Genomic DNA, 22,053 nt, shown 5'->3' with positions numbered 1-22,053 from the left:
TTTGAATTTTAACAGTGTTCGATATTTCATTTTAAAATCATCAATAAAAGCCGTTGCAATCTTTTTATTTCTATGAAAAATGCAATAAATTTGAAAAGAATAAAAACTTCTTTTTTAAAAATGGGTTTACAACACAATATAAAAGTCGTGGTCACAGATCTCGACGGTACGTTATTAAATGAACACCACCAAATTGCACCCTACACCAAGAGTGTTTTTCAAGAGTTACACCGCCAAAATTTTTTAATTGTCATAGCAACAGGTCGCCATCATTTAGATGCACTGCCCATTGTCTCCAAACTTGAATTGCCCTTTTATTTGGTTACCTCAAACGGAGCACGAATTCATGCACCTAATCAGGAACTAATTTTTTCTATAAATATGCCCAGTGAGTCCGTTCAATCGCTTCTTTCAGCAGCAGTTGATCCTGAAATTACTACGGTACTCTTTCGAGAAAAAGTATGGTTGACCAACAAACACAACGATAAACTAAATGCGTTTCAACCAGAGGTTCATTACCATCCTGAATTAGTTGATTTTGCAACACTTGAAGATTTCACGGCAATTAAAGTATTTTTTACCCATCACAAACACAGTAAGCTTTTAGCATTGCGGAAACAAATTTTAGAACAACATGAAGGGCGTTTCAGTCATGCCTTTAGTTTACCGTATTGCTTAGAGTTTATGGAGAAATCGGTAGATAAAAAAACTGCAATTGACAAGATCTTAGAATTAGAGAATTTGCAATTTGAAAATGTAATTGCGTTTGGCGACGGATACAATGATGAACAAATGCTATGCGCTGCGGCAAAAGGTAAAATTATGGGTAATGCTCCTGAAAGCCTTCAAACCAAATTGGCTCATTTAGAAGTGATAGGGGATAATGTTCAAGAAAGTGTAGCAAAGTATTTAAAAGAGCATGTCTTACTGCCGGTTACTAATTAAAAAACCAATCTAAAATAAACGAACTATGATAAACAAAAAAATACTATTGCTTTTTGGAGTGCTTTGCTTTTCGTCTATGCACGGGCAAAAGCTTAAGATGGAAGAAATCATGAAAGGTAATGGCTTTATTGGTGTTTCCCCTGAAGGCGAACGTTGGTCTGTAGATGGGCAACAAATATTCTTTGAATGGAATCCCAAAAACGAATTAGGAACTTCAACTTATTTCTGGAAAAAAGGAATGAGTAAGCCCGAATTAGCAACAGCAGCCCAAGCTAGTTTTTCAAGAATGGACTTAAAAAAAGTAGCTAACTCAAATTTACATTATTATTTAGACAAAGGGCGTTTGTTTTCGTATGATGCAAAAGCGAAGACAACTAAGAAGCTAGTTCAAATGAGCACGCCAATTGCAAACTTACAATTGGGTTCTGAGTCGGCTGTTTTGTTTTTCAGACAAGGAGATAATATTTTTCAATACAATCAAAAAGAAGGTTCTGTGGTGCAATTGACCAATTTCCGTAAAGGAAGAGGCGAGGAGCAAGCAACAGAAAAAGAATCGTTCTTGAAAAAACAACAGACTGAGTTGTTCCAGTTTGTTAGAGATCAAGAGGCGTTGAAAAAATGGAATGCAGCCAAAGCTACAAAATCGGATTTTGCAAAACCTTATTTTTACGGAAAAAATACTTTAGGAAGTTTAAAAGCGCATCCAAAAGGAACTTATGCTACTTTTCGATTAGTAGAAGATGCGGAGCGAAAGTCGGAGAAGATGGAAGTTTTTATTACCGATGATGGGTATAATGATATCGAAAATACCAAGGAAAAAGTGTCAACTGCTAATTTTGTGAATACCAAATTCGGAATTTACAACGTAGCTAAGGATTCCGTTTACTTTGTGAATTTTTCAAAATTAAGTCACATTCAAGATGTTCCTAAATATTTTGCTGATTATCCTACGGCAAAACCTGCTGATAAAAAGGATAAGTTAATCTTGGTACAAGAACCCGTTTACAATGACGAAGGAACTTTTGCGGTATGCGATATTCGCAGCCAAGACAACAAAGACCGTTGGATTGTGAGTTTGAATCTAGAAAACGGAACTTTTGAAGAAATAGAACACCAACATGACGAAGCTTGGATTGGAGGACCTGGAATTCCTTCGAATGCATTTGGCAGAGGAACACTTGGTTTTTTAGCAGATAATGAAACTATTTATTTTCAATCAGAAGCGACAGGCTATTCGCATTTGTACTCTTATAATTTAAAAAGCAAGAATAAATCGCAACTCACAAAAGGCAATTGGGAAGTTCGTTCTGCGGTATTAGCCAAAGACGAAAAGACGTTTTATTTGACTACAACAACAACGCATCCTGGAAACAGAAGTTTTTACAAACTAGATTCGAATAAACCAGTTTTACAGCCAATTTTGGTAAAAGATGGAGCGCATGAAGTATCACTTTCACCAGATGAAAGTACTTTGTTAGTTCGTTATTCTTTTAAAAATAAACCTTGGGAATTATTTATTGGTCCAAATACTGCAAATCCAAAGTTGCAACAAATTACAAATTCTACAACATCAGCTTTCAACGGATACGCATGGCGCGAGCCTGAAGTGATCACGATTACAGCACAAGATGGAACGCCTGTGAATGCTCGTTTGTACAAGCCAGAGGTTGCAAATGCAAACAAAGCAGCGGTTATCTTCGTTCACGGCGCAGGATATTTGCAAAACGCACACAATTTCTGGAGTACGTACCACAGAGAATATATGTTTCATAACCTTTTGGTCGATTTAGGATACACCGTTCTTGATGTAGATTACAGAGGTAGCGACGGTTACGGACGCGATTTTAGAACCGGAATTTACCGTTTTATGGGAGGTAAAGATTTAACAGATCAAATTGATGGTAAAAAATACTTGGTAAACAATTTAGGTATTGATCCAGCTCGCGTGGGAATCTACGGAGGTTCATACGGAGGATTTATTACACTTATGGGAATGCTTACAACACCGGGCGAATTTGCATCAGGTGCAGCATTGCGCTCAGTTACAGATTGGGCACACTACAACCACGGTTACACAGGTAATATTTTAAATTTCCCTGAAACAGATCCAGAAGCGTACAAAAAAAGTTCACCAATTTATTTTGCTGATAATTTAAAAGGTGATTTGCTCATGCTACACGGTATGGTGGATGATAATGTGGAGTACAAAGATATTGTACGTTTGTCACAACGTTTCATTGAATTAGGAAAGAAAAAATGGAGTTTAGCCAGTTTTCCGGTTGAAGCACACGGTTTCAAGGAAACCTATTCTTGGGTTGATGAATACAGCCGAATTCTAGATTTGTTCAACAGTACTTTAATCAAACAATAAAACAGCACAAGTTGAAACCTTCGAGATTTTTCTTTGCGAAACTCTTTGAAATAGTTTTAAATTTGCATCCATAAAAACAACACACAACAAACACAATGAGCAACACAATTACAACTACTGATTTTAATTTTCCGAACCAAAAATCGGTGTATCGCGGAAAAGTAAGAGAGGTATACAACATCAATGACGATCTTTTGGTTATGGTAGCTACAGATAGGCTTTCAGCTTTTGATGTGGTTTTACCAAAAGGAATTCCGTATAAAGGTCAAATTCTAAATCAAATTGCTACCAAGTTTATGGAGCTTACTCAGGATATTGTTCCTAATTGGTTAATTGCAACTCCAGATCCCAATGTAGCAGTGGGTCATTTATGTGAACCATTTAAAGTAGAAATGGTAATTCGTGGATACTTGTCAGGGCATGCAGCACGTGAATATGCTCTTGGCAAAAGAGAACTTTGCGGCGTAGCTATGCCAAAAGGTTTGAAAGAAAACGACCGATTTCCGGAACCAATTATAACGCCAACAACCAAAGCGGATAACGGAGAACACGATGCAGATATTTCTCGCGAAGCCATTTTGTCAAAAGGAATCGTAACTGAAGCCGATTATTTGGTTTTAGAAAAATATACTCGTGCTTTGTACCAGAGAGGAACTGAAATTGCAGCGAGTCGCGGATTGATTTTGGTAGACACCAAATACGAATTCGGGAAAACAAAAGATGGCGTTATTGTTTTAATTGACGAAATTCATACACCTGATTCTTCTCGCTATTTCTACGCCAATGGATACCAAGAGCGCCAAGATAACGAACAAGAACAAAAACAATTATCAAAAGAATTTGTTCGCCGTTGGTTAATCGAAAATGGTTTCCAAGGTCAGGAAGGACAACAAATTCCGGAAATGACAGAGGAATATATTGAAACAGTATCAGAGCGCTACATTGAATTGTATGAAAATATTTTGGGTGAAAAATTCGTTAAAGCAGATATCACACAAATTGATGCACGCATTGCAAAAAACGTAAACGAATATTTGTCTGCAAAGAGCTAAATAATATTTTGTACTAAATATCAAAACGCCATTCAAAACTAAAATTTTGAATGGCGTTTTTTAGTAAAGTCTCTTTTCGAGTTAAAAATAAAAGAATTGAAGTTCTGTATTGAATTCTGATTTGGTAGCCCCGATAAAAGCGGCATCCTTTTGCTGGCTTCTTTAGCCAGGAAAAGATATAGCGGATAGCGGGATGAGCTCCTAAAAATTATTTGAAGTAAGAAAAAGTATCTTCGTTCTCTAATTTGAGTAATGTTTCGTAAATCAATTTGATTACATTTTCAACATCGTCACGGTGCACCATCTCTACAGTGGTATGCATGTAGCGCAATGGTAATGAAATCAACGCCGATGCAACTCCGCCATTGCTGTAGGCAAAAGCATCCGTATCAGTACCTGTTACTCTCGACGAAGCCAATCGTTGAAAAGGAATTTCTTTCTCAATTGCAGTGTCTAAAATCAGTTCTCTCAAATTATTTTGAACTGCTGGTGCGTAGGTCACAACGGGGCCTTTTCCTATTTTGGTGTCTCCTTCAATTTTTTTATCAATCATAGGAGTAGTCGAGTCGTGACAAACATCAGTTACAATGGCTACATTCGGTCTGATAGTTTTGGTAATCATTTCGGCACCGCGCAATCCTACTTCCTCTTGCACCGAGTTGGTAATGTACAAACCAAACGGAAGCTTGATGTTGTTTTCATGTAACAAGCGCGCTACTTCGGCAATCATAAAACCGCCCATGCGGTTATCAATAGCTCTGCACACAAATTTGTTGCCGTTCAAAACTGTAAAAGTATCAGGGTAGGTGATCACACAGCCTACGTGGACTCCAAGCGCCTCTACTTCAGCTTTGGTTTCGCAACCACAATCAATGAAAATATTGGTTAGTTTAGGCACCTCTTCCTTATCTCTCATACGTGTATGAATCGCTGGCCAACCAAAAACTCCTTTTACAATACCGTTTTTAGTATGAATGTTGACGCGTTTTGATGGGGCGATTTGATGGTCTGAACCGCCATTTCGAATCACATAGATTAATCCGTCTTCAGTAATATAATTTACATACCACGAAATTTCGTCAGCATGTCCTTCAATAACTACTTTATAAGGTGCGTCCGGGTTAATGATTCCCACGGCCGTTCCGTAGGTGTCGGTAATAAAGGTATCCACATAAGGCTTTAAATAGTCCATCCAAATGCGTTGCCCGCTGCTTTCGTATCCTGTAGGCGAAGCATTGTTTAGGTATTGTTCTAAAAAGGTCAAAGACGACTCCTTTAAGATAGATGTAGTGCTCATAAAATTATTTTTTTGCTAAATTATAAATTTGGCACAACACTTGCAGATATATTGCATAATTTTGACTTGAAATTTTTACCCATGAAACAAGTTTTTTTCCTCTTTTTCTTTACAATTGGTTTAGCGTCTGCTTTTGGTCAAGTTACACCCAAAGATACCACTCAAATAGCCTTTGAGTTAGATGAAGATTATAATCCCAATGATACCATTAAGCTTCCAGAAATCTTTATCTCCAAAGAGAAACTAGATCCCGAGGCAAAAAAACAGTTTTTACTCCTGCAAAACAGAGTGCTCAAAACGTATCCGTATGCCAAGTTGGCTTCGGAACGATTGACTAACCTTAATATTGGTATGGCAAATTTGAAAACCAGTAAAGAAAAGAAAAAGTATTTCAAGATAGTAGAGACCTATTTAACCAATGAGTTCGAAGCCAAGCTTAAAAAACTTTCTCGCAAACAAGGTCAAATTTTGGTCAAATTGATTCACCGCCAAACGGGTAATACAACCTATGAACTTGTCAAAAGCCTCAAAAGCGGTTGGAAAGCCTTTTGGTCTAACACCGCTGCCAGTTTATTCGACATCAATCTCAAGACTAAATACCAACCTTACACCGTTAATGAAGATTTTTTAATAGAGACAATATTGGTGCGCGCTTTTGAATCGGGCCGATTACAAAATCAAAGGCCTGCACAACCCATAGATTTTGATAATCTTAATGAATCCTGGATAAACAAAGCTGCTAAGGCACAGTAGGGCGTTCCGCTTTTCTTGCTCTTGCCATTTGGTAGGGCAAGCGCAAGAAAGGCGTCGGGCTATTCGCTACAAGTCCTCGCCACTCCCCAAGGGGGTCGTGTCTGTGGGCTTTCCGCTGCTATCCCTAACGCGCGCTATTCTTATTAAAGACGAATTTTGCAAGAGCTACCTATTATATAGTAAAGCTTTATTGAAGACTATATATAGTGAGACGAATTATCAAATCACTGCCCAATTCCCTCATCAACCCCTCAAAACCACCCCAACTATCTTACCAACCAAAAAAACTTTATATTTAACCCCTTTGATTTTAAGACAATTAAAAAATAGTTTACAATTAAGTTTAAAAAAGGCTTGTAAAAGCGAATAAAGGTTGTAGTTTTGCACCCGCAATCAGCGCAACGTTCTACTAAAAACCTGAAACAAACGAAGAAACAATTTTTAAAAAAAGATTGCAAAAAGTTTGCCAGAGTTAAAATAGATGTTACCTTTGCACCCCGCAATACAACAGAGTTCTTATTACATATTGAGAGAAAAAGAAAAGAAAATTGAGAAAAACATTTTCGAAAAAAACTTTAAATTTTTCTTGCATAGTTAAAAAGAAATTTCTACTTTTGCACCCGCTTTGAGACACACGAAAAGCGTATTAAATAAAGAAGAATACGTTCCTAGACATATTGAATTGACAGCCGTTTTGAAAGAGATTTCAAAACAAAAGAATAAGAGTAATAGAATCGAGAGATTTGAAAAGAACCGATAGAATTTATCGTCATACAACAGTCCGCCACGGCGGACAAACAATATACGATGAAGAGTTTGATCCTGGCTCAGGATGAACGCTAGCGGCAGGCTTAACACATGCAAGTCGAGGGGTATAGTTCTTCGGAACTAGAGACCGGCGCACGGGTGCGTAACGCGTATGCAATCTACCTTTTACAGGGGAATAGCCCAGAGAAATTTGGATTAATGCCCCATAGTATAGTTTTTTCGCATGAAGAGATTATTAAAGTTCCAACGGTAAAAGATGAGCATGCGTCCCATTAGCTAGATGGTAAGGTAACGGCTTACCATGGCGACGATGGGTAGGGGTCCTGAGAGGGAGATCCCCCACACTGGTACTGAGACACGGACCAGACTCCTACGGGAGGCAGCAGTGAGGAATATTGGTCAATGGACGCAAGTCTGAACCAGCCATGCCGCGTGCAGGATGACGGTCCTATGGATTGTAAACTGCTTTTGTACGAGAAGAAACACTCCGACGTGTCGGAGCTTGACGGTATCGTAAGAATAAGGATCGGCTAACTCCGTGCCAGCAGCCGCGGTAATACGGAGGATCCAAGCGTTATCCGGAATCATTGGGTTTAAAGGGTCCGTAGGCGGTTTAGTAAGTCAGTGGTGAAAGCCCATCGCTCAACGGTGGAACGGCCATTGATACTGCTAAACTTGAATTATTAGGAAGTAACTAGAATATGTAGTGTAGCGGTGAAATGCTTAGAGATTACATGGAATACCAATTGCGAAGGCAGGTTACTACTAATGGATTGACGCTGATGGACGAAAGCGTGGGTAGCGAACAGGATTAGATACCCTGGTAGTCCACGCCGTAAACGATGGATACTAGCTGTTGGGCGCAAGTTCAGTGGCTAAGCGAAAGTGATAAGTATCCCACCTGGGGAGTACGTTCGCAAGAATGAAACTCAAAGGAATTGACGGGGGCCCGCACAAGCGGTGGAGCATGTGGTTTAATTCGATGATACGCGAGGAACCTTACCAAGGCTTAAATGTAGATTGACCGGTTTGGAAACAGACTTTTCGCAAGACAATTTACAAGGTGCTGCATGGTTGTCGTCAGCTCGTGCCGTGAGGTGTCAGGTTAAGTCCTATAACGAGCGCAACCCCTGTTGTTAGTTGCCAGCGAGTCATGTCGGGAACTCTAACAAGACTGCCAGTGCAAACTGTGAGGAAGGTGGGGATGACGTCAAATCATCACGGCCCTTACGCCTTGGGCTACACACGTGCTACAATGGCCGGTACAGAGAGCAGCCACTGGGTGACCAGGAGCGAATCTATAAAACCGGTCACAGTTCGGATCGGAGTCTGCAACTCGACTCCGTGAAGCTGGAATCGCTAGTAATCGGATATCAGCCATGATCCGGTGAATACGTTCCCGGGCCTTGTACACACCGCCCGTCAAGCCATGGAAGCTGGGGGTGCCTGAAGTCGGTGACCGCAAGGAGCTGCCTAGGGTAAAACTGGTAACTAGGGCTAAGTCGTAACAAGGTAGCCGTACCGGAAGGTGCGGCTGGAACACCTCCTTTCTAGAGCCTTAGTGTTAGTAGTAATACACGCTAGGGAAAAAGATAAATGATAGAGGAACTTACTAAATAAAGAAGTTCTATTACTCTTGCTGTTAATTTAAAGAAATTGAAAAGAAGAATGAAGTAAAACAGAGTCTCGTAGCTCAGCTGGTTAGAGTACTACACTGATAATGTAGGGGTCGGCAGTTCGAGTCTGCCCGGGACTACTATTTTAACCATTCGGAAGGAAATTCTAGAGTTGAGAGGTTATGAATCGACATTCATAATTCATAATTCACAATTCATAAATAGATTGGGGGATTAGCTCAGCTGGCTAGAGCGCCTGCCTTGCACGCAGGAGGTCAACGGTTCGACTCCGTTATTCTCCACAAATTCGCTGATGCGAATAAAAGTTCATTGACATATTGAGATAAGAAATAATAAAAAGTAGAAAGCAGTTTTTTCTAATTTATTAGAAAAAGCGAAAAAAAACGGTCGTAATTAATTTTACGATTGGTACAATAAGCAAAATAAGGGCGTATGGGGGATGCCTAGGCTCTCAGAGGCGATGAAAGGCGTGATAAGCTGCGAAAAGCTACGGGGATGGGCACACACCAATTGATCCGTAGATACCTGAATGGGGCAACCCACTATCTTGAAGAGATAGTACACCGATAGGTGGGCAAACCCGCTGAACTGAAACATCTAAGTAGGCGGAGGAGAAGAAAACAAAAGTGATTCCGTAAGTAGTGGCGAGCGAACGCGGATTAGCCCAAACCAATGTTGTTACGGCAATGTTGGGGTTGTAGGACCACGATATTTTATGTACAAGGAACCGGAATTGACTGGAAAGTCGAACCATAGAGGGTGATAGTCCCGTATGGGTAACGAGTATAATAAATAGTGGTATCCTGAGTAGGGCGGGGCACGTGAAACCCTGTCTGAATTTGGCGGGACCATCCGCTAAGGCTAAATACTCCTGAGAGACCGATAGTGAACCAGTACCGTGAGGGAAAGGTGAAAAGAACCGTGAATAACGGAGTGAAATAGATCCTGAAACCATACGCTTACAAGCGGTCGGAGCCCTTTAGTGGGGTGACGGCGTGCCTTTTGCATAATGAGCCTACGAGTTAACGTTGCTGGCAAGGATAAGTGGTTAAGCCACGGATCCGTAGCGAAAGCGAGTCTGAATAGGGCGCTTTAGTCAGTAGTGTTAGACGCGAAACCGTGTGATCTACCCATGGGCAGGATGAAGCGCTGGTAACACAGTGTGGAGGTCCGAACCGGTTGACGTTGAAAAGTCTTCGGATGACCTGTGGGTAGGGGTGAAAGGCCAATCAAACTCGGAAATAGCTCGTACTCCCCGAAATGCATTTAGGTGCAGCGCACGGCATAAAGTTATATAGAGGTAGAGCTACTGATTGGATGCGGGGGCTTCACCGCCTACCAATTCCTGACAAACTCCGAATGCTATATAATGTTTCCGTGCAGTGAGGGCTTGGGTGCTAAGGTCCAAGTCCGAGAGGGAAAGAACCCAGACCATCAGCTAAGGTCCCCAAATATACGCTAAGTTGAAAGAACGAGGTTTGTCTGCCCAGACAGCTAGGATGTTGGCTTGGAAGCAGCCATTCATTTAAAGAGTGCGTAACAGCTCACTAGTCGAGCGGACGAGCATGGATAATAATCGGGCATAAGCGTATTACCGAAGCTATGGATTTACAATTTATTGTAAGTGGTAGGGGAGCATTCTAACAGGGTAGAAGGTGTATCGTAAGGTATGCTGGACTGGTTAGAAAAGAAAATGTAGGCATAAGTAACGATAATGCGGGCGAGAAACCCGCACACCGAAAGACTAAGGTTTCCACAGCTATGCTAATCAGCTGTGGGTTAGTCGGGACCTAAGGCGAACCCGAAAGGGACAGTCGATGGACAACGGGTTAATATTCCCGTACTAGTTATTACTGTGATGGGGTGACGGAGTGATGAAAGCGCCGCGAACTGACGGAATAGTTCGTTGAAGTACCTACCTATAAGACCCGCAGGCAAATCCACGGGTTTTGGGGAAATACGATAGTACTCGGATACTTCGGTAGAAGAGATAGTGCGCCTAAGGGCTTCCAAGAAAAACCTCTAAACTTCAGGTAATAAGTACCCGTACCGCAAACCGACACAGGTAGTCGAGGAGAGAATCCTAAGGTGCTCGAGAGATTCATGGCTAAGGAATTAGGCAAAATAGACCCGTAACTTCGGGAGAAGGGTCGCCAGCAGCAATGCTGGCCGCAGTGAAGAGGTCCAGGCGACTGTTTATCAAAAACACAGGGCTCTGCAAAATCGTAAGATGAAGTATAGGGCCTGACACCTGCCCGGTGCTGGAAGGTTAAGTGGAGATGTTATCTTCGGAGAAGCATTGAAATGAAGCCCCAGTAAACGGCGGCCGTAACTATAACGGTCCTAAGGTAGCGAAATTCCTTGTCGGGTAAGTTCCGACCTGCACGAATGGTGTAACGATCTGGACACTGTCTCAGCCATGAGCTCGGTGAAATTGTAGTAGCGGTGAAGATGCCGCTTACCCGCAGTGGGACGAAAAGACCCTGTGCACCTTTACTATAGCTTAGTATTGACCTTGGATAAATGATGTGTAGGATAGGTTGGAGACTGTGAAGTGGCGTCGCTAGGCGTTGTGGAGTCATTGTTGAAATACAACCCTTTGTTTATCTGAGGCCTAACTCCGCATTGCGGAGGACATTGCTTGGTGGGTAGTTTGACTGGGGTGGTCGCCTCCAAAAGAGTAACGGAGGCTTCTAAAGGTTCCCTCAGTACGCTTGGTAACCGTGCGTAGAGTGCAATGGCATAAGGGAGCTTGACTGAGAGACATACAGGTCGATCAGGTACGAAAGTAGAGCATAGTGATCCGGTGGTTCCGCATGGAAGGGCCATCGCTCAAAGGATAAAAGGTACGCCGGGGATAACAGGCTGATCTCCCCCAAGAGCTCATATCGACGGGGGGGTTTGGCACCTCGATGTCGGCTCGTCACATCCTGGGGCTGGAGAAGGTCCCAAGGGTTGGGCTGTTCGCCCATTAAAGTGGCACGCGAGCTGGGTTCAGAACGTCGTGAGACAGTTCGGTCTCTATCTACTGTGGGCGCAAGAAATTTGAGTGGATCTGATTCTAGTACGAGAGGACCGAATTGGACAAACCTCTAGTGTATCTGTTGTCACGCCAGTGGCACCGCAGAGTAGCTACGTTTGGAAGGGATAAGCGCTGAAAGCATATAAGCGCGAAACCCACCACAAGATGAGATTTCTTTTAAGGGTCGTGGGAGATGACCACGTTGATAGGCTATAGATGTAAAGGCAGTAATGTCATAGTCGAGTAGTACTAATAACCCGTAAGCTTATGTACACCCTTTTCCTCCCGAGTAATCGGGAGGGAGAAACTTTCTAATACTTCAATGTATACTTTTTTATATTCTTTATCTCAGTATGTTAAGATATTTGTCCGCCGCGGCGGATGTTTAAAGTTTGAAGTTTAATGTTGCAGGTTGAAAAACTTGAAACTATAAAAACTTGAAACTCCTTAAACAATAATCTTAAGGTGATTATTGCGGCGGGGCTCACCTCTTCCCATCCCGAACAGAGTAGTTAAGCCCGCCAGCGCAGATGGTACTGCAGTTATGTGGGAGAGTATGTCGTTGCCTTTCTTTGAAAGCCCATTCTAATCGGATGGGCTTTTTTTTATCATTTACTTTTTACAAGTAAGGTACCTTAGCTCAGATGGTAGAGCAATGGACTGAAAATCCATGTGTCCCTGGTTCGATCCCTGGAGGTACCACAACCAAAGCTCGCTCGGATGGTGAAATTGGTAGACACGCTGGACTTAAAATCCAGTGAACAGCAATGTTCGTGCCTCAACTCCGAAAATTCGGAGCCGCTCTGAGTACTAAATCAACATGAAAAACTCCCTATGAAGTAGGGAGTTTTTTGGCGTTTGTTACAATTCGGTAACTTGATTTTTTTCTTAAAAATTATAGTTTGATTACAAAATGTTTAAGTCAATCATACATTGTTTCATAGATTGGTATGTTCTTTCTATGTCATTATCTAATCCAATTGAAAATCTAATTAATCCATCTGTTAATCCCATTTCCTTTTGCTCTTCTAAAGGAATTTCACTTGAGGTTGATGTTCCTGGAGCACTAAATAAAGTTTTATAAAACCCTAAACTAACTGCTAGATAGCCTAAATTTCTTTCTTGCATTAATTCCATAAGTTCATTTGCTTTTTCAAGCGTTCCTACATCTATGGTCATCATTCCGCCAAAACCGTATTCAGGATTAATCATATTTTTATAGAGAGTATGGCTTGGATGACTTTCTAATCCTGGATATACCGTCTTTAACCCATCTTTTTCAAAACGTTCCGCTAGGAAAAAAGCATTGTTGCTGTGTTGTTTCATTCTAATGTGCAGTGTTCGTAGATTTTTCATTACGCTTGCAGATCTTAAACTATCCATTGTAGGACCTAATAGCATACTGGCACCACTATTTACATTTTTTAAACTATTTATAAAGTCTTGTGAAGCACACGTTACACCACCCACAGTATCACTGCTACCGTTTATGTATTTCGTTAAACTATGAATTACAATATCAGCGCCTAATTTAGCTGGAGAAACCGATAATGGTGAAAATGTATTGTCAACCACAAGTGTCAAATTGTGCTTTTTCGCAAGTAAAGAGAGTCCTTTAATATCAGCAACTTCTAGCAACGGATTGCTAACTGTTTCACAGTATAGCACTTTAGTATCTGGAGTAATAGCAGCCTCTACAACATCTAATTTTGTAATATCTATAAAGGTAGTTTTGATACCTAATCTTGGAGTGAAATTCTTCAAAAAAGCATATGTTCCTCCATAAATTGTTCTACTCGAAACAATGTGGTCTCCAGTTCCGCATAATTGTAATAGAGTAGGTGTAATGGCACCCATTCCAGAAGCCGAAACATTTGCTGATTCTGTACCTTCCATAGCAGCTAATGCCTGATCCAAATATAAATTACTAGGTGAGGAGTGTCTTGAATATAAGTAACATCCTTCCATATTGCCCTCAAAAGTATCAAACATCGTTTTTGCTGAAAGGAAAGTATATGTTGATGAATCTGAAATTGAAGGATTTACTCCTCCAAATTCGCCAAAATATTGAAGGTCTTGAATGTTGTTTGCTGGATTAAAATTTTTCATTTGTTGATTATTTAGTAATGATTTTTATTTTTAAATTAAAATTTGTTCTTGTTACTATTCAATGATGCTTTCTACATTTTTAGGTCTAAATTCGCTATTTATAGGTGTTTTGTCAATACTTAATCTTTATTTTAGTTTTATTATCTATTATTGCGTAATTTGGTAGTTTTAATAATTATGGGAAATGCTTTTTAAGTTGAATTATAGATATTTTATATACTTTGCTACATTATGATATTAGACGTGATTGATAAAAAAATACTCGAGTTAGTTCAAAACGACAGTAAAAAAACAACGAAAGAGTTGTCGATTAAGCTTAATTTATCCGTTACTGCCGTTTACGAGCGCGTAAGAAAATTAGAACGGGAGGGAATTATTGAAAAATATGTAGCAATAGTCAATAAATCGAAAGTTGAAAAAGGGTTTTTAGTGTTTTGTCATCTTAAATTAATCCAACATTCAAGAGAATACATTCAGATATTTGAAAAAGAGGTAGCGCAACTTTCTGAAGTTGTCGAGTGTTATCATGTGAGCGGAGATTATGATTACATTTTAAAAATTGTTGTAAAAGATATGGAGGCGTACAGGCAATTTTTGATAAACAAACTTACTTCTTTGTGTCATATTGGTAGTACACACAGTACTTTTATGATTGATGAAATAAAAAATACCACACAAATTGTATTGTAGATAGAAATATTTGGCGAAGGATTTAAATGATAAGTAAATGTTAATACCTCTAAAAAGGCTGCAAAAACCTTCATAATTCAACTTTTAACAAAACTTAATTCCTTAATTTTGTATAACTTTTATAAAACCATTTAAAAAATTTACTATGAGTTCATTTGACGTAGTCATTATAGGTTCAGGACCAGGCGGATATGTATCGGCAATTCGTTGTGCACAATTAGGTTTCAAAACTGCCATTATTGAAAAATATTCAACCTTAGGCGGAACATGCTTGAATGTTGGGTGTATTCCATCTAAGGCATTACTAGCTTCTTCTCATCATTACAGTGAAATTGCTCATTTTGCTGACCATGGTATTGAGCTTTTTGGCGAAGTAAAAGTAAATCTAGAAAAAATGATTGCTCGCAAACAAGCTGTTGTTGATCAGACTTCTGGTGGAGTTAAATTTTTGATGGATAAAAATAACATTACCGTTTTAGAAGGTTTAGGTTCATTTGTAGATGCGACGCACGTAGCAATCGCAAAAGCAGATGGTACTTCTGAAACGATCGAAGCAAAAAATATTATTATCGCAACAGGTTCAAAGCCATCTTCTTTACCTTTTATCAAAATTGACAAAGAAAGAATTATCACTTCAACAGAAGCCTTGAAGCTTAAAGAAGTGCCAAAACATTTGGTAATTATTGGTGGTGGAGTTATTGGTATTGAGCTTGGTCAAGTATATTTGAGATTAGGAGCACAAGTTTCAGTAGTTGAGTATTTAGACAGAATTATTCCGGGAATGGATGCGTCTTTATCTAAAGAATTGACAAAAGTATTGAAGAAACAAGGTATGAAATTCTATGTTTCGCACAAAGTTCAATCTGTTGATAGAAATGGAGATGCTGTTGTTGTTCAAGCTGAGAATGCAAAAGGAGAGACAATTACACTTGAAGGAGATTACGCATTAGTTTCTGTAGGTCGTCGTCCATACACTGATGGATTGAATGCAGATAAAGCGGGCGTTAAAGTAACTGAAAGAGGAATGGTTGAAGTAAACGATCATTTACAAACCAATATTCCTAACATTTATGCAATTGGTGATGTGGTTCGTGGAGCAATGTTAGCGCACAAGGCAGAGGAAGAGGGGGTTATGGTTGCTGAGATTTTAGCAGGTCAAAAACCTCATATCGATTACAATTTAATTCCAGGTGTGGTTTACACTTGGCCAGAGGTAGCAGCAGTTGGGCAAACGGAAGAGCAATTAAAAGCAAACGGCGTAGCCTACAAAGCTGGAAGTTTTCCTTTTAAAGCGTTAGGTCGTGCAAGAGCAGGTGGAGATACGGATGGTTTTGTGAAAATCTTGGCAGATGCAAAAACAGATGAAGTTCTGGGAGTTCACATGATTGGTGCTCGTTGTGCTGATTTAATTGCCGAGGCAGTTACTGCTATGGAGTTTAAAGCATCGGCAGAGGACATTTCGAGAATGTCACATGCGCATCCAACTTTTGCAGAAGCAATTAAAGAGGCAGCTTTAGCAGCTACTGACAATAGAGCTTTACACGTATAAGTACATTATATTTCAACAAAAACCCGTTCAGTTTTGAACGGGTTTCTTTGTTTAATTTCCTTTTTGAAAATATTTTTTATAACCGAAATAGCCCAAAATACCTATCAAAATAATCGACCATAATTGTGCGATTATTGCAATTATTCCTTCAAGAAGATACCATCCGTTTTCTAGACCATCAATTATTTTCGAACCAAAACCTTGACGGTATTGCTTTTCGTTAGCGATCATTTCTTTCTTAATAGTTTCACGTTGGTAAATTTGTAACGTTAAAGTACTAAAATTTACTTGGTCAGCTAGTGAGATATTTTCGAGTTTGCTATTGTCTTTTTGTTCAGATTTTTGATTCAGATGGTTTTCAGCTTGTACTACTTCATTTAGTTTTTTGCCTTTGCCATCAATCGCTTTTGTGAGGCGCTTTTCCTGATTTACTTCTCGTTTTTCTTTTAATTGATTCGAGAGTAGTTGTAATGAAACATCATCGGCTTTGATTACTCGGTATTCCAGAAAATCAATTTGTTTCGCAATGGTTTTAATTACGGTATCCATTTGGGTGTTGGGAACTCGAATGGTAATGTTATTTTCTACTGTATATTTGGTAATTTCTAAAGTGCTGTCCTGGCTAATTTTAACTTCATTCTTTTCAGAAATTGTGCTTTGTAAATTGGTATATGTGACAAAACCTCCAAATTTAGTGGTAGCATTTTCAATGATGTAAGTGGAATTGGGAACATTTTTTACTTTGAATTTAATATCGGCAGTACGAACAAATTTTCTATCGCTATTTTTTGATTGCACCGCAGCAGCTGAAGAAAGTGTGTTGGTACTGCCGCTTGAAGAAGTTGTAGTATCTGAAGCAGTTTCTTCTAAAGCTTCGGCTTTTTTGCAAGAAACAGCTACAATTATTAGCAGTAAAGGTTGTAGAGCATGGTGTTTTTTAAGCATAATTTTTTTGTTTTTTAGGTGAATAATTTATTTGTTAATAGGTGTTTTCTTCTTCAATTGCGTTTTATTACTTAAGTAAAATGGTACAATTCACGCAATCCAAATTTCATGCCGATAAATTGAAGTTGCTACAATCGGGTATGCTTTTTAATTATAAACTTTAAAGATTATTGCCATTGAGGATAATTATCATTGCTCATTTCACCTAAAATTGTTGTAATTTTGAGCTATCAAAAATATTTCAATTCCTTGAGAACATCCATCATAAAAAATGTTGAAAATCCATTGCAAATCAAGCAACAACTTGTAACATGGGCGCAACAGTTTCGTGAAGTTGTATTTTTAGACAGTAATTCTTATCCACAACGATATTCTAGTGCCGATTGTATACTTGCTGTTGATGCATTCACAGCCATACAAACAGACTACGCGAACGCTTTTGAGGACTTGAAACAATATCAAGAAAGTACCAAGGATTGGTTATTTGGGTATTTGTCCTATGACTTAAAAAATGACATTGAGAGCGTTACCTCTTCCAATCGAGATAATCTAGATTTTCCTGATTTGTTTTTTTTTCAGCCTAAAAAGATATTTATCTTGAAGGGGCAAGAATTAGAAATGCAATATTTGTTTTTATGTGATGATGAAATTGATTACGATTTCGAGTCTATTCAGGCAACCGAAGAACTGCAATTTGATAGTTTGGGAACGATAACTATTGAAGAAAGAATTTCACAAAAGGATTATGTAACAAAGGTCAATGATATTTTAAGCCATATTCATCGAGGAGATATTTACGAAGTCAATTTTTGTATGGAGTTTTTCGCAGAAAAAGCGGAGATTAATCCGTTGGAAAAATTTTTGAAGTTGAACGAAATTTCACAACCTCCATTTGCTGTTTTTTTCAAGAATAATAAGCATTTTATTTTATCAGCTTCGCCGGAACGCTACTTGCGTAAAGAGGGAGATTTGATAATTTCGCAACCGATTAAAGGTACGGCTAAGCGCTTTTTGGATGTGGAACAAGACGAGGCATCAAAAAATGCCTTGCTCGCAGATCCGAAAGAGCGCTCTGAAAATATTATGATTACTGATTTGGTTCGAAATGACATGTCAAGAACCGCTCAGAAGGGAAGTGTTCAAGTTACTGAACTCTGTAAAATTTACTCATTTTTACAAGTACATCAAATGATTTCGACAATTACAGCACGTTTGGCAGAACCTTACACGGCTGTTGATGTGATAAAATCGACTTTTCCAATGGGAAGCATGACGGGAGCTCCAAAAATTTCAGCTATGAATATTGTAGATCGTTTAGAAGAAACTAAACGCGGTGTGTATAGCGGTGCTGTTGGGTATTTTACTCCAAATGGCGATTTCGATTTTAATGTTGTTATTCGAAGTATTTTGTATAACGAAGAAAAAAAATACCTGTCATTTTCAGTAGGAAGTGCAATTACAGCTAATTCAATTCCTGAAAAAGAATACGAAGAATGTTTATTAAAAGCTAAGGCGATGTATGCAGTTTTGCAAGAGTAAATTTTAATCAATAAAATTATCCTAATGATTGATACTTTAAAAGAAATTCTTTCGGAACGTTTTTCATTTCTTGACAGCAAGCGACTATTGTTGGCTGTTAGCGGTGGAAAGGATAGTATGGTAATGTTGCATTTGTTTCAAAACCTAAATTATGACTTAGCACTTGCGCATTGCAATTTTCAGTTACGTGGTCTAGAGAGTTTTGAAGATCAAAATTTTGTCAATGATTATGCGTTGTCAAATAATATTAAAGCGTTTATAACACAGTTTGATACAAAGGCTTTTGCCGAAGATTATGCTGTTTCAACACAAGTTGCTGCACGTGAATTGCGTTATAATTGGTTTTATGAATTATTGGAAACTGAGGGCTATGATTATGTACTGACGGCACATCATGCAGATGATAATTTAGAAACTTTTTTGATCAATTTGAGCCGTGGGACAGGTTTAGAGGGTTTAACAGGCATTCCTGAGCAAAATGATAAAATAATTCGCCCGCTGCTTACATTTACCCAAGAAGAAATTGAATTATATGCGGCTAACAATGGTATTGCGTGGCGTGAAGACAGCAGTAATGCCTCTGATAAATATCTTCGGAATAAAATTCGCCATCATCTAGTTCCGATGTTCAAAGAATTAAATCCAAACTTTCTTTCATCTTTTGGTAAAACACAGAACTATTTGCAGGAAGCACAAGAAATGGTAGAGGATGCTTCAATTATGGTGTATCAACAAGTAGCAAGGCAGGAAAATGACATTATTTATTTTGATTTGAATAATTTAATAAAATTGCCAAATTTTAAATCTTACTTGTACCAATGGTTGAAAGAATTTGACTTTACGGCTTGGGATGATATTTATAATTTGGTCGAAAGTCAGACGGGTAAGTTTGTATATTCGCCAACTTATCGATTATTGAAAGACAGAAATTCTTTAATCCTAAGTCCATTAAATTTCGTAAATGCTAGTGAGGAATATTTTATTTCTGAAAATCAAAAAGAAGTTAATATTCCCTTAAATCTAACGTTTTGCAAAGTAGCGGACATTAGTATCGCCTCAAATACTTCTATCTTTGTAGACGCAGATTTGTTACACTACCCATTGCGATTGCAAAAGTGGAGTGAGGGAGCTGTTTTTCATCCTTTTGGTATGCAAGGGAAGTCAAAAAAAGTCAGTAAGTTTTTTAAGGATGAAAAATTGTCTTTAAATGAAAAAGAGCAAACTTGGTTGCTATATTCCGATGAAAAAATTGTTTGGATTGTTGGATTAAGACCAGACGAACGGTTTAAAGTAACCGAAACAACTAAAAATATTTTAAAAATAGAAGTACGCTAATGAAAAAATTATTCTTTATTTTATTTGCTTTTTTGGTCTACGCCAATTCAAGTGCACAAGTTCTAGATCCTGCTAAATGGACCACCAAAATTGAAAACAAAGGTGGTTCTACATATCTCTTAACTTTTAATGCGGTTATTGAAAATGATTGGCACTTATACTCTCAATTCACACCAGATGGAGGCCCTCTTGCATTAGAAATTATTTTTAAAAATCAAAAAGGTAATTATACTTTGGTTGGTAAAGCCAAAGAGAGCAAAACTAGAACTGCTTACAATGATATTTTTGAGGTGAATGAAACTTTTTTCGAAAAGAAAGCACAAATCCAACAAGAAATTAAGATTACAAATCCTAAGTTAACTGAAATCAAAGTTGACTTTAATTATCAAGTGTGCAAAGATGTTTGTATCAATCAGGAGAAAAATTTCACTTTAAAAGTTCCTACAGTTCCTTCAGTCGAGGGTATTACGCCTACAATAACAAAAGTTGATACCATCAAATCAGCAACTGATTCAGTTGCAACGACAGTAGCGGATACAGTTCGAGAGCAATCTACAGCATCAGTGCCTTCTGCTGAAGTGTCAAAAGTGGAAGATACATCAGAAAAAAAGGGTTTACTGTCTATCTTTTTCATCGCATTTTTATCTGGTTTTGCAGCATTATTGACACCTTGTGTGTTCCCTATGATACCTATGACAGTGAGCTTTTTTACAAAACAAAGTAAAACCAAAGCAGCCGGCATTCGCAATGCGGTAATTTACGGAGTATCAATTATTTTTATTTATGTAGTTCTAGGATTATTGGTAACTGCTATTTTTGGTGCTGATGCGCTGAATGCATTGTCTACAAATGTTTGGTTCAATATAATCTTTTTTGTTCTTTTAGTTGTTTTTGCGGCTTCATTTTTAGGAGCATTCGAAATCATGTTGCCCAACTCTTGGGCAAATAAAGTCGATTCGCAGGCAGACAGAGGTGGATTGGTTGGTATTTTGTTCATGGCTTTGGCTTTAGCGATTGTATCTTTTTCTTGTACGGGACCAATCGTAGGAACGTTATTAGTAGAAGCAGCATCTAAGGGCGGAATTGCTCCTGTGGTTGGAATGTTTGGCTTTTCTTTGGCCTTAGCCTTGCCGTTTATGTTATTTGCTATGTTCCCAGGTTGGTTGAATTCATTACCAAAATCAGGTGGCTGGTTAAATACTGTTAAGGTTGTACTTGGATTTTTAGAATTGGCATTGGCATTCAAATTTTTATCAAATGCAGATCTTGTATTGCAATTACATTTATTAGAGCGTGAAGTATTCTTGGCTATTTGGATTGCAATTTTTGGTACTCTTGCATTATACTTATTTGGAAAAATTACGTTACCTCATGATAGCCCATTGAACAGTATTTCTGTTGGTAGATTATCACTTGGATTAGTAGTGTTATCTTTTACTGTTTACTTAATTCCGGGACTTTGGGGAGCGCCTTTAAAAGTTATTTCTGGTTTTCCACCGCCCATGACTTACAGTGAAAGTCCTTATGGTGTAGGAAATTCAAAAGGATCCGCAACAAATTCAAGTCAATCGTTGCCAGATGGAGCGCACCTTGGGCCACATGATTTAATTGCTTTTGAAGATTATGAAAAAGGTATGGCTTACGCGAAATCGGTTAACAAACCTGTTTTACTTGATTTTACTGGTTATGCGTGCGTAAATTGCCGTAAGATGGAGGATTATGTTTGGTCACAGCCCAAGATTTTATCTATATTACAAAAGGAAGTTGTTCTAATTTCATTGTATGTTGATTCTAAAAAAGATTTACCAAAAAGTGAACAATACGTTTCGAAAGAAACGGGAAAAGAAATTGTTACTGTAGGAAATAAATGGAGTGATTTTCAAATTACAAAGTTTAAATCCAATGCGCAGCCCTATTATATCATATTAGATTACGAGGGTAATTCTTTATCCAAAAAACCAGAAAGTTATAATTCAGATGCTACAGCTTATCAAGCATGGTTACGCCAAGGTATAGATGATTTTAATAAAAAGTAAATACT

At 38.6% G+C, this 22,053-nt stretch carries 12 protein-coding genes, 3 tRNA genes and 3 rRNA genes; 15 read left to right on the top strand and 3 right to left on the bottom strand.

Annotated elements, in window-relative coordinates; genetic code table 11:
• Positions 1-90: 90 nt before the first annotated feature.
• From ACXX8U_RS07920 to ACXX8U_RS07910, 3 genes are all read left to right on the top strand, one after another.
• Positions 91-945 (top strand): Cof-type HAD-IIB family hydrolase, encoded by an 855-nt coding sequence (locus ACXX8U_RS07920; RefSeq protein WP_458565382.1) that lies wholly within the window; start codon positions 91-93, stop codon positions 943-945.
• A 25-nt stretch (positions 946-970) separates the two neighbouring features.
• Positions 971-3,316 (top strand): alpha/beta hydrolase family protein, encoded by a 2,346-nt coding sequence (locus tag ACXX8U_RS07915; RefSeq protein WP_458565381.1) that lies wholly within the window; start codon positions 971-973, stop codon positions 3,314-3,316.
• 95 nt (positions 3,317-3,411) lie between these two features.
• On the top strand, positions 3,412-4,368 hold the full coding sequence (locus ACXX8U_RS07910) for a phosphoribosylaminoimidazolesuccinocarboxamide synthase (RefSeq protein WP_458565380.1): 957 nt from the start codon (positions 3,412-3,414) through the stop codon (positions 4,366-4,368).
• A gap of 208 nt (positions 4,369-4,576) precedes the next feature.
• Here the strand turns inward: ACXX8U_RS07910 and ACXX8U_RS07905 are convergent, their stop codons facing one another.
• Entirely contained in the window at positions 4,577-5,665 is a 1,089-nt protein-coding gene (locus ACXX8U_RS07905; protein WP_458565379.1) for a M42 family metallopeptidase, read from the bottom strand.
• Between the two features lie 81 nt (positions 5,666-5,746).
• On the opposite strand from ACXX8U_RS07905, the gene ACXX8U_RS07900 reads away from it, so the two are divergent.
• From ACXX8U_RS07900 to ACXX8U_RS07870, 7 genes are all read left to right on the top strand, one after another.
• On the top strand, positions 5,747-6,418 hold the full coding sequence (locus ACXX8U_RS07900) for a DUF4294 domain-containing protein (RefSeq protein WP_458565378.1): 672 nt from the start codon (positions 5,747-5,749) through the stop codon (positions 6,416-6,418).
• Between the two features lie 804 nt (positions 6,419-7,222).
• Positions 7,223-8,736 (top strand): 16S ribosomal RNA (locus ACXX8U_RS07895).
• 132 nt (positions 8,737-8,868) lie between these two features.
• A tRNA-Ile gene (locus tag ACXX8U_RS07890) sits at positions 8,869-8,942 on the top strand.
• Between the two features lie 88 nt (positions 8,943-9,030).
• Positions 9,031-9,104: transfer RNA gene (locus ACXX8U_RS07885), tRNA-Ala, on the top strand.
• 130 nt (positions 9,105-9,234) lie between these two features.
• Positions 9,235-12,118: ribosomal RNA gene (locus ACXX8U_RS07880) — 23S ribosomal RNA — on the top strand.
• Between the two features lie 188 nt (positions 12,119-12,306).
• Positions 12,307-12,416: ribosomal RNA gene (gene rrf / locus ACXX8U_RS07875) — 5S ribosomal RNA — on the top strand.
• Together the 16S, 23S and 5S rRNA genes with 3 tRNA genes alongside form the textbook arrangement of a ribosomal RNA operon.
• Before the next feature lie 58 nt (positions 12,417-12,474).
• Positions 12,475-12,547, top strand: a tRNA-Phe gene (locus tag ACXX8U_RS07870).
• 204 nt (positions 12,548-12,751) lie between these two features.
• On the opposite strand, the gene ACXX8U_RS07865 is transcribed toward ACXX8U_RS07870, so the two are convergent.
• Positions 12,752-13,954, bottom strand: a complete 1,203-nt coding sequence (locus tag ACXX8U_RS07865; RefSeq protein WP_458565377.1) for an aminotransferase class V-fold PLP-dependent enzyme — start codon at positions 13,952-13,954, stop codon at positions 12,752-12,754.
• 231 nt (positions 13,955-14,185) lie between these two features.
• Between ACXX8U_RS07865 and ACXX8U_RS07860 the strand changes: the two genes are divergently transcribed.
• Both ACXX8U_RS07860 and lpdA read left to right on the top strand, forming a co-directional pair.
• Positions 14,186-14,644: an Lrp/AsnC family transcriptional regulator gene (locus tag ACXX8U_RS07860; RefSeq protein WP_458565376.1), complete on the top strand. Its 459-nt coding sequence runs from the start codon at positions 14,186-14,188 to the stop codon at positions 14,642-14,644.
• A gap of 145 nt (positions 14,645-14,789) precedes the next feature.
• Positions 14,790-16,193: a dihydrolipoyl dehydrogenase gene (lpdA, locus tag ACXX8U_RS07855; protein ID WP_458565375.1), complete on the top strand. Its 1,404-nt coding sequence runs from the start codon at positions 14,790-14,792 to the stop codon at positions 16,191-16,193.
• Between the two features lie 51 nt (positions 16,194-16,244).
• On the opposite strand, the gene ACXX8U_RS07850 is transcribed toward lpdA, so the two are convergent.
• Positions 16,245-17,138 carry a DUF4349 domain-containing protein gene (locus tag ACXX8U_RS07850; RefSeq protein WP_458565374.1) on the bottom strand — a complete coding sequence of 298 codons (894 nt, stop codon included), beginning with the start codon at positions 17,136-17,138 and terminating at the stop codon, positions 16,245-16,247.
• 249 nt (positions 17,139-17,387) lie between these two features.
• Here ACXX8U_RS07850 and ACXX8U_RS07845 point away from each other — a divergent pair, with 249 nt between their 5' ends.
• The 3 genes from ACXX8U_RS07845 to ACXX8U_RS07835 are packed head-to-tail and all read left to right on the top strand — an operon-like array spanning position 17,388 to position 22,048.
• A complete protein-coding gene (locus ACXX8U_RS07845; RefSeq protein WP_458565373.1) occupies positions 17,388-18,677 on the top strand; it encodes an anthranilate synthase component I family protein in 1,290 nt (429 codons plus the stop codon).
• A 24-nt stretch (positions 18,678-18,701) separates the two neighbouring features.
• The gene (tilS, locus tag ACXX8U_RS07840) at positions 18,702-20,012 is read left to right on the top strand and encodes a tRNA lysidine(34) synthetase TilS (protein WP_458565372.1); all 1,311 of its coding nucleotides are present in this window, start codon (positions 18,702-18,704) and stop codon (positions 20,010-20,012) included.
• Entirely contained in the window at positions 20,012-22,048 is a 2,037-nt protein-coding gene (locus tag ACXX8U_RS07835; RefSeq protein ID WP_458565371.1) for a protein-disulfide reductase DsbD family protein, read from the top strand. The genes tilS and ACXX8U_RS07835 overlap by 1 nt, the downstream gene beginning before the upstream one ends.
• Positions 22,049-22,053 lie beyond the last annotated feature (5 nt).

The sequence above is a fragment of the Flavobacterium sp. GNP001 genome (genome assembly GCF_054343775.1).
This window is presented reverse-complemented; position numbering and strand designations above follow the sequence as displayed.

What these genes read in the sequence shown, in the direction of transcription:
- ACXX8U_RS07915 (WP_458565381.1), top strand. Translation starts at nt 971, where the DNA reads ATGATAAACAAAAAAATACTATTGCTTTTTGGAGTGCTTTGCTTTTCG.
- ACXX8U_RS07910 (WP_458565380.1), top strand. Translation starts at nt 3,412, where the DNA reads ATGAGCAACACAATTACAACTACTGATTTTAATTTTCCGAACCAAAAA.
- ACXX8U_RS07905 (WP_458565379.1), bottom strand. Translation starts at nt 5,665, where the DNA reads ATGAGCACTACATCTATCTTAAAGGAGTCGTCTTTGACCTTTTTAGAA.
- ACXX8U_RS07900 (WP_458565378.1), top strand. Translation starts at nt 5,747, where the DNA reads ATGAAACAAGTTTTTTTCCTCTTTTTCTTTACAATTGGTTTAGCGTCT.
- ACXX8U_RS07865 (WP_458565377.1), bottom strand. Translation starts at nt 13,954, where the DNA reads ATGAAAAATTTTAATCCAGCAAACAACATTCAAGACCTTCAATATTTT.
- ACXX8U_RS07860 (WP_458565376.1), top strand. Translation starts at nt 14,186, where the DNA reads ATGATATTAGACGTGATTGATAAAAAAATACTCGAGTTAGTTCAAAAC.
- lpdA (WP_458565375.1), top strand. Translation starts at nt 14,790, where the DNA reads ATGAGTTCATTTGACGTAGTCATTATAGGTTCAGGACCAGGCGGATAT.
- ACXX8U_RS07850 (WP_458565374.1), bottom strand. Translation starts at nt 17,138, where the DNA reads ATGCTTAAAAAACACCATGCTCTACAACCTTTACTGCTAATAATTGTA.
- tilS (WP_458565372.1), top strand. Translation starts at nt 18,702, where the DNA reads ATGATTGATACTTTAAAAGAAATTCTTTCGGAACGTTTTTCATTTCTT.
- ACXX8U_RS07835 (WP_458565371.1), top strand. Translation starts at nt 20,012, where the DNA reads ATGAAAAAATTATTCTTTATTTTATTTGCTTTTTTGGTCTACGCCAAT.